At 52.8% G+C, this 13,952-nt stretch carries 16 protein-coding genes; 8 read left to right on the forward strand and 8 right to left on the reverse strand.

Annotated elements, in window-relative coordinates:
* Nucleotides 1-12: 12 nt before the first annotated feature.
* The 4 genes from accA to tilS all read left to right on the forward strand — a co-directional run bounded on the left by accA (nt 13) and on the right by tilS (nt 5,020).
* The gene (gene accA / locus OGV57_RS13790) at nt 13-972 is read left to right on the forward strand and encodes an acetyl-CoA carboxylase carboxyl transferase subunit alpha (RefSeq protein WP_003018513.1); all 960 of its coding nucleotides are present in this window, start codon (nt 13-15) and stop codon (nt 970-972) included.
* 99 nt (nt 973-1,071) lie between these two features.
* Complete coding sequence (gene ldcC, locus OGV57_RS13795; protein ID WP_003018509.1) at nt 1,072-3,210, forward strand: lysine decarboxylase LdcC; 2,139 nt, start codon at nt 1,072-1,074, stop codon at nt 3,208-3,210.
* A gap of 66 nt (nt 3,211-3,276) precedes the next feature.
* Nucleotides 3,277-3,666 (forward strand): VOC family protein, encoded by a 390-nt coding sequence (locus tag OGV57_RS13800; protein ID WP_003018507.1) that lies wholly within the window; start codon nt 3,277-3,279, stop codon nt 3,664-3,666.
* A 61-nt stretch (nt 3,667-3,727) separates the two neighbouring features.
* Entirely contained in the window at nt 3,728-5,020 is a 1,293-nt protein-coding gene (tilS, locus tag OGV57_RS13805) for a tRNA lysidine(34) synthetase TilS (RefSeq protein ID WP_054528067.1), read from the forward strand.
* 62 nt (nt 5,021-5,082) lie between these two features.
* Here the strand turns inward: tilS and rof are convergent, their stop codons facing one another.
* Complete coding sequence (gene rof, locus OGV57_RS13810) at nt 5,083-5,343, reverse strand: Rho-binding antiterminator (RefSeq protein ID WP_003018503.1); 261 nt, start codon at nt 5,341-5,343, stop codon at nt 5,083-5,085.
* Entirely contained in the window at nt 5,330-5,530 is a 201-nt protein-coding gene (locus OGV57_RS13815) for a YaeP family protein (RefSeq protein WP_003018499.1), read from the reverse strand. Before OGV57_RS13815 ends, rof begins: the two co-directional genes overlap by 14 nt.
* A gap of 188 nt (nt 5,531-5,718) precedes the next feature.
* Here OGV57_RS13815 and OGV57_RS13820 point away from each other — a divergent pair, with 188 nt between their 5' ends.
* The 3 genes from OGV57_RS13820 to nlpE are packed head-to-tail and all read left to right on the forward strand — an operon-like array spanning nt 5,719 to nt 7,412.
* The gene (locus OGV57_RS13820; protein WP_003018497.1) at nt 5,719-6,264 is read left to right on the forward strand and encodes a YaeQ family protein; all 546 of its coding nucleotides are present in this window, start codon (nt 5,719-5,721) and stop codon (nt 6,262-6,264) included.
* Nucleotides 6,261-6,683: an alternative ribosome rescue aminoacyl-tRNA hydrolase ArfB gene (gene arfB / locus OGV57_RS13825; RefSeq protein ID WP_003018489.1), complete on the forward strand. Its 423-nt coding sequence runs from the start codon at nt 6,261-6,263 to the stop codon at nt 6,681-6,683. The genes OGV57_RS13820 and arfB overlap by 4 nt, the downstream gene beginning before the upstream one ends.
* Nucleotides 6,684-6,713: 30 nt before the next feature.
* The gene (nlpE, locus tag OGV57_RS13830) at nt 6,714-7,412 is read left to right on the forward strand and encodes an envelope stress response activation lipoprotein NlpE (protein ID WP_085951559.1); all 699 of its coding nucleotides are present in this window, start codon (nt 6,714-6,716) and stop codon (nt 7,410-7,412) included.
* A gap of 44 nt (nt 7,413-7,456) precedes the next feature.
* Here nlpE and proS read toward each other — a convergent pair whose 3' ends face one another.
* The 6 genes from proS to metN form a co-directional block, all read right to left on the reverse strand.
* Nucleotides 7,457-9,175, reverse strand: coding sequence for a proline--tRNA ligase (gene proS, locus OGV57_RS13835; protein ID WP_016149584.1), 1,719 nt, complete (start codon nt 9,173-9,175; stop codon nt 7,457-7,459).
* 113 nt (nt 9,176-9,288) lie between these two features.
* A complete protein-coding gene (gene tsaA / locus OGV57_RS13840) occupies nt 9,289-9,996 on the reverse strand; it encodes a tRNA (N6-threonylcarbamoyladenosine(37)-N6)-methyltransferase TrmO (protein ID WP_054528068.1) in 708 nt (235 codons plus the stop codon).
* Nucleotides 9,993-10,397 carry an envelope stress sensor lipoprotein RcsF gene (gene rcsF / locus OGV57_RS13845; protein ID WP_003018477.1) on the reverse strand — a complete coding sequence of 135 codons (405 nt, stop codon included), beginning with the start codon at nt 10,395-10,397 and terminating at the stop codon, nt 9,993-9,995. Before rcsF ends, tsaA begins: the two co-directional genes overlap by 4 nt.
* A gap of 116 nt (nt 10,398-10,513) precedes the next feature.
* Complete coding sequence (gene metQ, locus OGV57_RS13850) at nt 10,514-11,329, reverse strand: methionine ABC transporter substrate-binding lipoprotein MetQ (protein WP_003018474.1); 816 nt, start codon at nt 11,327-11,329, stop codon at nt 10,514-10,516.
* Nucleotides 11,330-11,373: 44 nt separating this feature from the next.
* A complete protein-coding gene (locus tag OGV57_RS13855; protein ID WP_003018471.1) occupies nt 11,374-12,027 on the reverse strand; it encodes a methionine ABC transporter permease MetI in 654 nt (217 codons plus the stop codon).
* A complete protein-coding gene (metN, locus tag OGV57_RS13860) occupies nt 12,020-13,051 on the reverse strand; it encodes a methionine ABC transporter ATP-binding protein MetN (RefSeq protein WP_003018468.1) in 1,032 nt (343 codons plus the stop codon). Before metN ends, OGV57_RS13855 begins: the two co-directional genes overlap by 8 nt.
* Before the next feature lie 189 nt (nt 13,052-13,240).
* Between metN and gmhB the strand changes: the two genes are divergently transcribed.
* Nucleotides 13,241-13,807 (forward strand): D-glycero-beta-D-manno-heptose 1,7-bisphosphate 7-phosphatase, encoded by a 567-nt coding sequence (gmhB, locus tag OGV57_RS13865; RefSeq protein ID WP_003829138.1) that lies wholly within the window; start codon nt 13,241-13,243, stop codon nt 13,805-13,807.
* The last annotated feature ends 145 nt before the right edge of the window (nt 13,808-13,952 follow it).

The following is a 13,952-nucleotide window of genomic DNA, read 5'->3' on the forward strand; positions in this document are numbered from 1 at the left end:
TACAGGAATACTATGAGTCTGAATTTCCTTGATTTTGAACAGCCGATTGCAGAGCTGGAAGCAAAAATCGATTCTTTGACTGCGGTTAGCCGTCAGGATGAGAAACTGGATATTAACATCGATGAAGAAGTGCATCGTCTGCGTGAAAAAAGCGTAGAACTGACGCGTAAAATCTTCGCCGATCTTGGCGCATGGCAGGTAGCCCAACTGGCGCGCCATCCACAGCGTCCGTACACCCTGGATTATGTCCGCCTGGCGTTTGATGAATTTGATGAGCTGGCGGGCGATCGAGCCTATGCGGATGATAAAGCTATTGTCGGCGGTATCGCGCGTCTGGATGGCCGTCCGGTGATGATCATTGGTCATCAGAAAGGCCGTGAGACCAAAGAAAAGATTCGCCGTAATTTCGGCATGCCAGCGCCGGAAGGCTATCGCAAAGCGCTGCGCCTGATGGAAATGGCCGAGCGCTTCAACATGCCGATCATTACCTTCATCGACACCCCAGGGGCTTACCCGGGCGTGGGCGCGGAAGAACGTGGTCAGTCAGAAGCGATTGCGCGCAACCTGCGCGAAATGTCACGTCTGAGCGTGCCGGTAATCTGCACCGTTATCGGTGAAGGTGGTTCCGGCGGCGCGCTGGCTATCGGTGTGGGCGATAAAGTGAATATGCTGCAGTACAGCACCTATTCCGTTATCTCCCCGGAAGGTTGTGCTTCCATTCTGTGGAAAAGCGCCGACAAAGCGCCGCTGGCCGCAGAAGCAATGGGAATTATCGCGCCGCGTCTGAAAGAGCTGAAGCTGATTGACTCTATCATCCCGGAACCGCTGGGCGGCGCGCACCGCAACCCTGAAGTAATGGCTGCGTCCCTGAAGGCACAGCTACTGGCCGATCTCGCCGATCTCGACGTGTTAAGCAAAGATGATCTGAAAAACCGTCGTTACCAGCGTCTGATGAGCTACGGTTACGCGTAAACTGCATTAATTCTGAAAAGGGCCACAATGCTGTGGCCCTTTTTTTTACCTGTGGTTTGGCCAGGCTATGATTAACTAAGGTTTTTCCAGGAGGAACGCATGAATATCATTGCCATCATGGGACCGCATGGCGTCTTTTATAAAGATGAGCCCATCAAGGAACTTGAACGTGCGCTGCAGCAGCAGGGGTTTCAGATTATCTGGCCGCAGAATAGCGTCGACCTGCTGAAGTTTATCGAACATAACCCGCGAATTTGCGGCGTCATTTTTGACTGGGATGAATACAGTCTGGAACTGTGCAGCGACATCAACCAGCTCAACGAGTATCTCCCGCTCTACGCCTTTATTAATACCCATTCGACGATGGATGTCAGTGCGCACGACCTGCGCATGGCGCTGTGGTTTTTTGAGTATGCGCTGGGTCAGTCTGAAGACATTGCCACCCGCATCCGCCAGTACACCAGCGAATACCTCGATAACATCACGCCTCCTTTCACCAAAGCGCTGTTTACCTATGTGAAGGAAGGGAAGTATACCTTCTGCACGCCTGGGCACATGGCGGGAACGGCGTACCAGAAAAGTCCGGTCGGCTGCCTGTTCTATGATTTCTTTGGCGGTAATACGCTGAAAGCCGACGTGTCCATTTCCGTAACCGAACTGGGCTCATTGCTTGATCATACCGGTCCGCACCTGGAAGCGGAGGAGTATATCGCGCGTACTTTTGGTGCCGAGCAGAGCTATATGGTGACCAACGGCACCTCGACATCGAACAAGATTGTCGGTATGTATGCTGCACCTGCAGGCAGTACGCTCCTGATTGACCGCAACTGCCATAAGTCACTGGCGCATTTGCTGATGATGAGTGATGTGGTGCCCATCTGGCTAAAACCTACGCGTAACGCGCTGGGGATCCTCGGCGGTATACCCCGTCGGGAATTTACCCACGCAAGCATTGAACGCAAAGTTGAGGAAACCAATCAGGCGCAATGGCCGGTCCACGCGGTGATCACCAACTCCACCTATGATGGCCTGTTGTATAACACCAACTGGATCAAACAAACCCTGGATGTGCCCTCCATCCATTTTGATTCAGCCTGGGTGCCGTATACCCATTTTCATCCGATCTATCAGGGGAAAAGCGGGATGAGCGGCGAACGGGTACCGGGAAAGGTGATTTTTGAAACTCAGTCCACCCACAAGATGCTGGCGGCGTTGTCACAGGCTTCGCTGATCCACATTAAGGGCGACTATGATGAAGACACGTTCAACGAAGCCTTTATGATGCACACCTCTACGTCTCCGAGCTATCCGATAGTGGCGTCGATAGAAACGGCGGCGGCAATGCTGCGTGGCAATTCAGGCAAGCGGTTAATCAATCGTTCGGTGGAACGGGCGCTGCATTTCCGTAAAGAAGTGCAGCGTCTGCGTGAAGAGTCGGATGGTTGGTTCTTTGATATCTGGCAGCCGGAAAAGGTAGATGAAGCAGAATGTTGGCCGGTAGCGCCAGGTGAAGACTGGCACGGATTTGTGGATGCTGATGCCGACCACATGTTCCTTGACCCGGTGAAGGTCACGATTTTGACGCCGGGAATGGATGAACAGGGAAATATGAGCGAAGAGGGGATCCCCGCGGCGCTGGTGGCGAAATTCCTTGATGAACGCGGCGTCGTAGTCGAGAAGACGGGACCGTATAACCTGTTGTTCCTGTTCAGCATTGGTATTGATAAAACCCGGGCGATGGGGCTGCTACGTGGCCTGACGGAATTTAAGCGCTCGTACGATCTGAATTTACGTGTGAAAAATATGCTGCCGGATCTATATGCTGAAGATCCCGATTTCTATCGCAATATGCGTATTCAGGATCTGGCGCAAGGGATCCATCAGTTGATCCGCCAGCATGATCTCTCCGGGTTGATGCTGCGGGCATTTGATACCTTGCCGGAAATGAAAATGACGCCGCACCAGGCCTGGCAGCGGCAGATCAAAGGTGAGGTCGAAACGGTAGCACTTGATCAACTGGTGGGGCGCGTTTCTGCCAATATGATCCTGCCTTATCCTCCCGGTGTGCCGCTTTTGATGCCCGGGGAAATGATCACTGCCAAAAGCCGGGCTGTCCTCGATTTTCTTCTGATGCTGTGCTCGGTAGGGCAGCGCTACCCTGGATTTGAAACCGATATCCATGGCGCTAAACTGGGTGAGGATGGCCTGTATCGCGTGAGAGTCTTAAAAATGGCATAACGACTTGCCTGACCCCAAGACGTTCGAGTAACGTTCTGACAGAAAAATGAAAGAGGCGATGACGCTATGCTGGGATTAAAACAGGTTCACCATATTGCCATTATTGCGACTGACTACGCGGCGAGTAAGGCATTTTACTGCGATGTGCTTGGCTTTACACTGATGAGCGAAGCCTATCGGGAAGAGAGAGACTCGTGGAAAGGCGATCTGGCATTGAACGGCCAGTATGTGATTGAGCTTTTTTCTTTCCCGTTTCCACCTTGCCGTCCGAGCCGACCGGAAGCCTGCGGTTTGCGTCATCTGGCGTTCAGCGTAGATGACGTGGAAAAGGCGATAATTCATCTGGAAAGCCATGATGTGAAATGCGAGCCGGTACGAATCGATCCGTTTACCGGCAAACGTTTTACGTTTTTTAACGATCCGGACGGATTACCCCTCGAACTGTACGAGCTGTAGGGCTTGTCATTGTGGCGTTAGCCCGGTAACGTGCCGGGCAATGCCATTGTAAGTAACCATCATGACGACACTCACGCTGAACACTTCGCTGCTGAATTCTCAATCGATTCTGGTCGCCTTTAGCGGCGGGCTGGATTCCACCGTATTGCTGCATCAGTTGGTGCTGTGGCGAGCGCTGCATCCTGATGTTGCTTTACGCGCAATCCACATTCATCACGGATTAAGCCCACACGCAGACAGTTGGGTACAGCACTGTGAGTCGGTATGCGCGCAGTGGCAGGTGCCGCTGGTGGTTGAGCGGGTATACCTTGAGGATGATGGTCTGGGCATCGAAGCCCAGGCGCGACGTGCGCGCTATCAGGCGTTTGCGCAGACCTTACTACCGGGCGAGGTGCTGATGACAGCACAGCATCTCGATGACCAGTGTGAAACCTTTCTGCTGGCGCTTAAACGCGGCAGTGGTCCTGCCGGACTTTCCGCCATGGGGGAAAGCTCTCCGTTTGCCGGAACCCAGCTGATTCGACCGCTGCTGGCGCAAACGCGAGAGGCGCTTGAAGCATGGGCACGGCAGCATGAATTATGCTGGATTGAAGATGAAAGCAATCAGGATGATACCTACGATCGCAATTTCCTCAGATTGCGCGTTACCCCATTGCTCCAACAGCGCTGGCCGCACTTCGCGCAAGCCGTTGCCCGCAGCGCTGCGCTGTGCGCTGAGCAGGAGAGTTTATTGGATGAACTGCTGGCCAGCGATTTAGCCGATTGCATCACATCCCGCGGAACACTGTTACTGACGCCATTAATGATGATGAGCGGCGTGCGTCGTGCCGCGCTGCTTCGTCGCTGGCTGGCGGGGTTAAATGCGCCGATGCCTTCCCGTGATGGGCTGGAACGTATCTGGCAGGAAGTGGCGCTGGCGCGGGAAGATGCGTCACCAAGTTTTCGCCTCGGGGAGTACGAGGTCCGTCGTTATCAGTCACAGCTGTGGTGGGTGAAGTCAGTCGATGGGCAAAGCGAAACTGTTATCCCGTGGTTAGAGTGGAAAACACCGTTGACGCTGCCTGCCGGATTGGGTTCGGTTCAGTTAATCTCTGCGGGTGATTTGCGCTTGCCGCAAGCGGATGAAGTCGTCAGTATCCGTTTTAAAGCGCCAGGGTTATTGCATATTGTCGGGCGTAACGGCGGACGGAAATTAAAGAAAATCTGGCAGGAGCAGGGGATCCCGCCCTGGCGACGAGATACCACACCGCTGCTGTTTTACGGCGAAACGTTGATTTCGGCTGCGGGTGTTTTCGTGACGCGTGAGGGGACGGCAGAAGGTGAAGAAGGCGTAAGTCTGGTATGGCATGCCTGATGGCGCTGCGCTTATCAGGCCTACGTTTCACATGGAAAGTAGGCCGGATAAGGCGAAAAAAGTTAAGATTCGCTGACCACCACGGTACCGATCTGCGGGTGGCTGAAGCTGGCAATTTTGTCGAGACGAAGCTCCCGGGTTTCACCTGCGACATCTGCGACCAGATACTCCACGTTTTTGCGTGAAACCAGGTCGTTCGCTTTCGCCTGCAAAACTTCGCCATCTTTTAGCGCCAGCGTCAGTAACAAATGGTGCTGGCAGGCGAGTTCAAGATTGTCGTAATCATCGCAGTTGATGGGTTGATACGTTTCATTCATTGACATAATCGCTCACCAGTAAGTTCGCGGCAGCATACGCCGCTTTTTCCCTGACCGACTCTGGAAGGGCGCTGTCTGCCGCCACTTCATTAAGCACCTTCAATACGCAACCCAGCGCATCCGGGATATACCCTAAGTCTCCGCTGGCGATTTCCGCGTACCGCTTGCGTATTAACTCACAATATTTTTCCACATGCCCTCCTGTCAGCACTCTGACTTAACCGTGGATGCAAGTCTAAGCCTACGAAGATAAACTCTGTTTAGCAAGGTGACTATACCATACTCATTCAAGCAATATCAGCGCCTTGATAGTGGAGCAGTTAGCAGCCTTTTGCCGCAGTTTTCGCTACAATGTGCGCCTGATTCGAAAGGAGTTCTCTCATGGCGCTTAAAGCGACAATTTATAAAGCCGTCGTCAACGTAGCGGATCTTGACCGCAACCAGTTCCTTGACGCGGCCTTGACGCTGGCGCGTCACCCCTCTGAAACCCAGGAGCGCATGATGTTGCGCCTGCTGGCCTGGATCAAATATGCCGATGAACGGCTGCAGTTCACGCGTGGCCTGAGTGCGGAAGACGAGCCTGAAGCATGGCTGCGTAACGACCATCTGGGTATCGATCTCTGGATTGAGCTGGGTCTGCCGGATGAGCGCCGTATTAAAAAAGCCTGTACCCAGTCTGGTGAGGTTGCCCTGTTTGCTTACAACAGCCGTGCGGCTCAGATCTGGTGGCAGCAAAATCAGAACAAGTGCGCGCAGTTTAAAAATCTGACCGTGTGGTATCTGGATGATGAACAACTGGCGCAACTGAGTGATTTTGCAGGTCGTACAATGGCGCTGCAGGCAACTATCCAGGACGGTGCTATCTGGCTGTCTGACTCTCAGAACAATCTGGAAATTCATCTGACCGCGTGGCAGCCGCGTTCATGATTGTTATCTCCCGAAACGTCTCTATCCCTGATAATGAGCTGGAAATCACGGCGATTCGGGCGCAGGGCGCGGGCGGTCAGCACGTTAACAAGACCTCGACGGCTATCCATTTGCGCTTTGACATTCGGGCCTCTGGCCTGCCAGAGTATTACAAGGAACGTTTGCTTGCCGCCAGCCATCATCTGATTAGCGGTGATGGCGTTATTATCATTAAGGCGCAGGAATACCGTAGCCAGGAACTTAATCGGGAAGCGGCAATCTCCCGGCTGGTAGCGGTGATAAAAGAATTAACCGCAGTGCAAAAAAGCCGACAGGCAACTCGCCCTACACGCGCCTCGAAAGAGCGCAGGTTGTCATCGAAGGCGCAAAAATCCACAGTGAAAGCACTGCGTGGGAGAGTTCGTCGAACGCAAGACTGACGAGCGGGAATAAAAATTTATAAGGAATTGATAGTGAAAACAGCAATATTGTCCGTAGTCGCTGCATGCACGCTTTTTTCCTTGATCGGCTGTAATAACCGTACTGAAGTTGAAGTACTACAGCCGACGCGGGCGGCAGAATTAAAACCGATGCAGCAAAGCTGGCGTGGCATCTTACCTTGCGCGGACTGTGAAGGGATTGAAACCTCTCTGTTTCTGGAAAAAGACGGTACATGGGTGATGAATGAACGTTATCAGGGCGTGCGGGATGAACCGTCTTCGTTTGCCTCTTATGGCACATGGGCGCGCACTGCCGACAAGCTGGTGCTGACCGACAGCAAAGGTGAAAAGTCGTACTACCGGGCTAAAGGCGAGGCGCTGGAAATGCTCGATCGTGAAGGTAACCCGATTGAGTCACAGTTTAACTACACGCTCCAGCCAGTTTCCGCCAGCTTACCGGTGACGCCAATGCCGATGCGAGGCATGTATTTCTATATGGCTGACGCGGCAATCTTTACCGACTGCGCAACGGGTAAACGGATGCCGGTGGCGAATAATGCTCAGCTTGAACGTGACTATTTAGCTGCGCGTGCAGAAAACGGACAGTCCGTATTGCTGACGCTTGAGGCGCATTTCACGCTGGAGTCAAACCCGGATACGGGTGAGAAAGTGAAAACGTTGATGGCGGATAAAGACGCGAAATTTATCCCCGGTAAAGCGTGTAATTAATCGATAGAAAAAAGGCCCTGATAATCAGGGCCTTTTTGTTGGTATTAGCCTTTAATGGCTTTGACCAGGAAGTCGACGATGTCGCCGGTTTTAATCAGCTCTTTCTCGCCGTTACGACGGTATTTGTATTCGATATCGTCGTTGTCGAGGTTACGGTCGCCCAGCACGATAGTGTGCGGAATACCGATCAGTTCCATATCGGCAAACATCACGCCCGGACGCTCTTTACGGTCGTCCATCAGCACTTCAATGCCCTGAGCGCGCAGCTCAGCGTACAGTTTTTCAGCCAGTTCCTGCACGCGGTAGGACTTGTGCATGTTCATCGGCAAAATCGCGACCTGGAACGGGGCAATGGCGTCTGGCCATACGATGCCGCGATCGTCATAGTTCTGTTCGATAGCAGCAGCAACCACGCGAGTGACCCCGATACCGTAGCAACCCATGGTCAGGATCTGGTTACGACCATCTTCGCCCTGTACGGCGGCTTTCATCGCTTCAGAGTACTTGGTACCCAACTGGAAGATGTGGCCGACTTCGATACCGCGTTTGATCATCAGCGTACCTTTGCCGTCCGGGCTCGGGTCGCCGGCGACCACGTTACGGATGTCTGCAACTTCCGGGGTGACTACGTCGCGATCCCAGTTGATACCGAAATAGTGTTTACCGTCGATGTTGGCACCGGCAGCGAAATCGCTCATTACTGCAACGGTACGGTCGATAACCACCGGAATCGGCATATTCACCGGACCGAGCGAGCCTGGACCTGCTTTTACCAACGCACGAATTTCTTCTTCGGTGGCAAAGGTCAGCGGGCTGGCAACCTGCGGCAGTTTTTCCGCTTTGACTTCGTTCAGCTCGTGATCGCCACGAACCAGCAGGGCGACCAGCGGGTAGCTGCTGCCTTCAACCGCTTTCACCAGCAGGGTTTTCACGGTTTTTTCGATAGGCAGGTTGAACTGCTCAACCAGTTCGGCGATGGTTTTGGCGTTCGGAGTATCAACCAGCGTCATTTCCTGAGTTGCTGCTGCGCGCGGCTCTTTCGGCGCAACGGCTTCGGCGAATTCGATGTTCGCCGCATAATCGGAGGAGTCGGAGAAGATCACATCGTCTTCGCCGCTCTGTGCCAGCACCTGGAATTCGTGAGAGGCGCTGCCGCCAATAGAACCGGTATCCGCTTGTACTGCACGGAAATCCAGCCCCATACGGCTGAAAATTTTGCTGTACGCAGCGTACATCGCATCGTAGGTTTCCTGCAGGGATTCCTGAGAGGTGTGGAAAGAGTAGGCATCTTTCATCAGGAATTCGCGGGAACGCATCACGCCGAAACGCGGACGGACTTCGTCACGGAATTTGGTCTGGATCTGATAGAAGTTCAGCGGCAGCTGTTTGTAAGAGCTCAGCTCGTTACGGATCAGGTCGGTGATCACTTCTTCATGCGTTGGGCCGAGGACGAACGAACGATCGCCACGGTCAGCAATACGCAGCAGTTCCGGGCCGTATTGTTCCCAACGGCCGCTCTCTTCCCACAGTTCAGAAGGCTGAACGACCGGCATCAACACCTCGATCGCACCGGCGTTGTTCATCTCTTCACGCACGATATTTTCGACTTTTTTCAGGACGCGCACGCCGGTCGGCAGCCAGGTATATAACCCGGAGGCCAGCTTGCGGATCATCCCGGCGCGCAGCATCAGCTGGTGGCTGATGACTTCGGCGTCGGCAGGTGTCTCCTTCAGAGTGGAGAGCAGATATTGGCTAGTACGCATGTTGTTACGGTTCCAGTTGAACGATCGAACAGGCTCAAAACGAGCCTGGCACAAAACAAAAGTGGTTTAGTTTACCAGCGAGAAAGGGATGTCAAAAGAGTACGCGACGCAAATTAGCGGGCTTCCAGAGCAAAGACCTCAAATCCTGACGGTGTGACGCGCCAGCGGACGTTAAAGTCCAGCAGCCAGACGGCGTAGGTTTTGCCTTCTTCCTCATTTTTACGGTAGGCAGGACGCGGATCCTGCGCCAGCACTTCGGTAATAAACTGACGAAGACGCGGGTAACGTTGTTCGAGCTTTGATAGCTGCTCCGCGAGATCTTCACTGAACGTCACCTCGACGCTGGCCTGAGGTGCGTCCTGGGCATAGCTGGCGCGAGCATCAGGCAGCGATTCGGCAAACGGCAGATACGGCTTAATATCCACTACTGGCGTTCCGTCAACAAGGTCCAGTCCACCGAGTTCGAGGATTACGTGCTCTTTATGGCAGCGGATGCCCCGCAGCTCTACCAACGACATGCCAACAGGGTTAGGACGAAACGTTGAACGTGTGGCAAAGACACCCATTCTGGCGTTGCCACCAAGACGGGGAGGGCGCACGGTCGGACGCCATCCACCTTCCATTGTCTGGTGAAAAACAAAAATCACCCACAAATGACTGAAGGCTTCCAGGCCGCGAACGGCATCGGCCTGGTTATAAGGTGCGAGCAAATGCAGTTCGCCGCAGGCGCTTTTCACCAGACCTGGCTGGCGTGGAACGGCGAACTTTTCTTTATATGGTGAGCGGATAACGCCTATTTTCTCGAACTGAAAATGGCTCATTTCGCCGAAATGTTCAGTGCAGAACCGATGCAAACCGCCTGACGATAGCAACCCGGTGTTCCGCTGGTCACTTCGCAACTGTGCAGCAATACCGCATTAGCTTTCATTTTTGATGCGTTAATCTGCATGCGTTTGCGCGCGGTTGGAATGCTCGGAGGGGAATCCTGGTTGGATGCCTGGCAGGATTCACCGCTAACTTCGCCAAGATCGCGGAACGGCTTGCCTACTAAATCTTCAGCGTTAGTAATGATTCTTACCGGCGTCGCGCGCGGTGCTTTCGGTTTTTCCGGCTCCGCTTTCGGCGGGGTTGCGGTGCTTTGAACGGGTTCAACAGGGGATCTGCTTAACATAGAACAGCCGCTCAGCAAGAGTGCTACTAAACAGATCGGTAAAGCACGCATAATATTTCCTCAATGAATGATCTAAACGTCAGATATTGAATCAGGTGCTTGCATAAATGACAAGACGGGCAAGCGCCCGTCCTGATGATATTACATATTTGGTAAACAGCCTAAAATTACCAGCCCTTAACAGCACCGCCGTTGAAGACTTTGTTTGCTGCTTCGTACACTTCATCAGACTGGTATGCCTGAACGAATTTCTTCACGTTCTCAGCATCTTTGTTGTCTTCACGAGTCACGATCAGGTTTACGTACGGAGAATCTTTATCTTCAACAAAGATACCGTCTTTTGCCGGGGTCAGGCCGATCTGGCTGGCGTAGGTGGTGTTGATGACCGCCAGTGCGATTTGAGCATCGTCCAGAGAACGCGGCAACTGCGGCGCTTCCAGTTCAACCAGCTTCAGGTTTTTCGGGTTTTCAATCACGTCCAGCGCGGTCGGCAGCAGGCCAACACCGTCTTTCAGCTTGATTAAGCCCACTTTTTGCAGCAGCAGCAAGGAACGGCCAAGGTTAGTCGGGTCGTTTGGAATCGCGACCTGTGAACCGTCCTGCAGCTCATCCAGTGATTTGATTTTTTTGGAATAGCCCGCAATCGGGTAAACAAAAGTATTGCCTACAGCAACCAGCTTGTAACCGCGATCTTTGATCTGCTGATCCAGGTACGGTTTGTGCTGGAAGGCGTTAGCATCAATATCGCCTTTGCTCAGCGCTTCGTTAGGCAGAACGTAATCGTTAAACGTGACCAGCTCAACGTCCAGACCGTATTTTTCTTTAGCTACTTTCTGCGCGACTTCTGCAACCTGCTGCTCTGCGCCAACAATAACGCCCACTTTGATGTGATTAGGATCTTTTTCATCCTGACCGCAACCCACAAGTGCCAGAGAACCGATCAGGGCTCCAACTGCCGCAAAGGTTTTGAATTTGAACGCCATGCTTATTTCCTTTTCTTAATGAGTTTTTAGTGTTGTGTGCAACGTTATTTGTGCGTGACAGCCCGGACGATGCGATCGCCGGATAACTGAATTAAATAAACCAGAACGACGAGCAATACCAGCACTGTATTCATTACGGTAGCGTTGTAGCCAATGTAACCGTACTGATAGCCAATCTGCCCAAGACCACCGGCACCAACGGCGCCACCCATCGCGGAGTAACCAACCAGCGTGATAAGGGTGATGGTGGCCGCATTGACCAGTCCTGGCAGCGCTTCTGGCAGTAATACCTTACGTACAATTTGCAGCGGCGTGGCGCCCATCGCACGAGAGGCTTCTATCAGCCCGGTCGGGATTTCGAGCAGCGCGTTTTCCACCATGCGGGCGATAAACGGCGCGGCGCCGACGGTCAGCGGGACGATAGCGGCCTGCAGTCCGATAGAGGTGCCTACGATCATGCGGGTGAACGGAATCATCCAAACCAATAAGATGATGAACGGGATGGAACGGAAAATGTTCACCAGCGCAGAGAGCGTACGGTAGAGCTTCGCGTTCTCAATGATTTGCCCCGGACGCGTTACGTACAGCAACACGCCAACCGGCAGACCGATCACAAAACCAAAAAAACCGGACACAAAGGTCATTGCCAGCGTTTCCCATACGCCGCGAACCAGCAGCCACATCATCGGCTCAGACATAACCCAGTACCTCTACTTTTACATGGTGTTCCTGCAACCAGTTGATGGCTGCTTGTGTATCTTCCTGTGTGCCGTGCATTTCAGTCAGCATGATGCCGAATTTCACACCGCCGGCGTAATCCATCTGCGCGCTAATAATGTTGTTATTCACGTTAAAGCGACGGGCCGTCTCAGAGAGCAATGGCGCATCAACGGAATGACCGGTGAATTCCATGCGCAGCATTGGCACACTGTCTGCTTCTGGCTCGGCTTTTAACCGTTCCAGATAATCTTCCGGGATATCCAGGTGCAGCGTGGACTGGATAAATTTCTGTGCCAGCGGCGTTTTCGGGTGTGAGAACACTTCGCTAACGGTGTCCTGTTCAATCAGTTCACCATTACTGATGACCGCCACGCAGTCACAAATGCGTTTTACAACGTCCATCTCATGGGTTATCAGCAGAATGGTAAGTCCCAGACGACGGTTAATGTCTTTCAATAATTCCAGAATCGAGCGGGTCGTTGCCGGATCGAGTGCGCTGGTGGCTTCATCACACAGCAGCACTTTGGGATTGCTTGCCAGCGCACGGGCGATTGCCACACGCTGTTTTTGTCCACCAGAAAGATTGGCCGGGTAGCTATCGTGCTTGTCACCAAGACCAACCAAATCCAACAGTTCTGTTACACGGCGTTTGATCTCTTCTTTTGGCGTGTTATCCAGTTCCAGCGGCAGCGCGACGTTGCCAAACACGGTGCGGGAAGAGAGCAGGTTAAAGTGTTGGAAAATCATGCCGATTTGACGGCGAGCTTTGGTCAGCTCTGACTCAGAAAGCGTCGTGAGTTCCTGACCGCCGACCTGAACGCTGCCTTCGGTTGGGCGTTCAAGTAAGTTAACGCAGCGGATGAGCGTACTTTTACCGGCACCGGAGGCGCCAATAACGCCATAAATCTGCCCGGCAGGAACATGCAGGCTGACGTTATTTAACGCCTGAATGGTGCGAGTCCCCTGCTGGAACACTTTGGTGATATTCGAAAGTTTAATCATTGGTTATTTATTATCGTAATTAAGTTAGCCGTGGCATTTTCGTCTGTCAGGTACGGTCGAAGCCGTCAACAAGATGGATGTTAAGGCATCCAGACGTCTAAATCAATCAGGCTTTGCGCGATGAGCACTTTCTTGCCCGCTGAAACATGCGATACTAGAGCCACATGCCTTATTCAGGAGCTATAAAAGGTGGCAAAGTCTGTACCCGCAATTTTTCTCGACCGTGACGGTACCATTAATGTGGACCACGGTTATGTACATGAGATCGACGAGTTTGAGTTTATCGACGGCGTTATTGATGCCATGCGTGAACTTAAAAAGATGGGTTACGCGCTCATTATTGTGACGAACCAGTCTGGTATCGCGCGTGGTAAATTTACTGAGGCGCAGTTTGAAACGTTGACCGAATGGATGGACTGGTCGCTGGCCGATCGCGATGTTGAGCTGGATGGCATCTACTACTGCCCGCATCACCCACAGGGCACCGTGGAAGAGTATCGTCAGGTCTGCGACTGTCGTAAACCGCATCCTGGCATGTTTATCTCCGCCCGAGACTTCTTGCACATCGATATGGCCGCTTCTTATATGGTAGGCGACAAAATTGAAGATATGCAGGCGGCGGCAGCTGCAAATGTTGGCACGAAGGTATTGGTGCGCACAGGCAAACCCGTCACACCGGAAGCAGAAAATGCGGCAGATTTGGTCATAAATAGTCTGGCAGACCTGCCAATGGCGATAAAAAAGCAGCAAAAGTAAGCGTTGTGGGCAAAAGGTGAGCGGTTGAAATAAAAATGCATTTTTCCGCTTGTCTTCCTGAGTCGACTCCCTATAATGCGCCTCCATCGACACGGCGGATGTGAATCACTTCACACAAACAGCCGGTTCGGTTGAAGAGAAAAAC

The organism is Citrobacter sp. Cf087, assembly GCF_030334285.1.
Classification (GTDB): Bacteria; Pseudomonadota; Gammaproteobacteria; order Enterobacterales; family Enterobacteriaceae; genus Citrobacter; species Citrobacter freundii.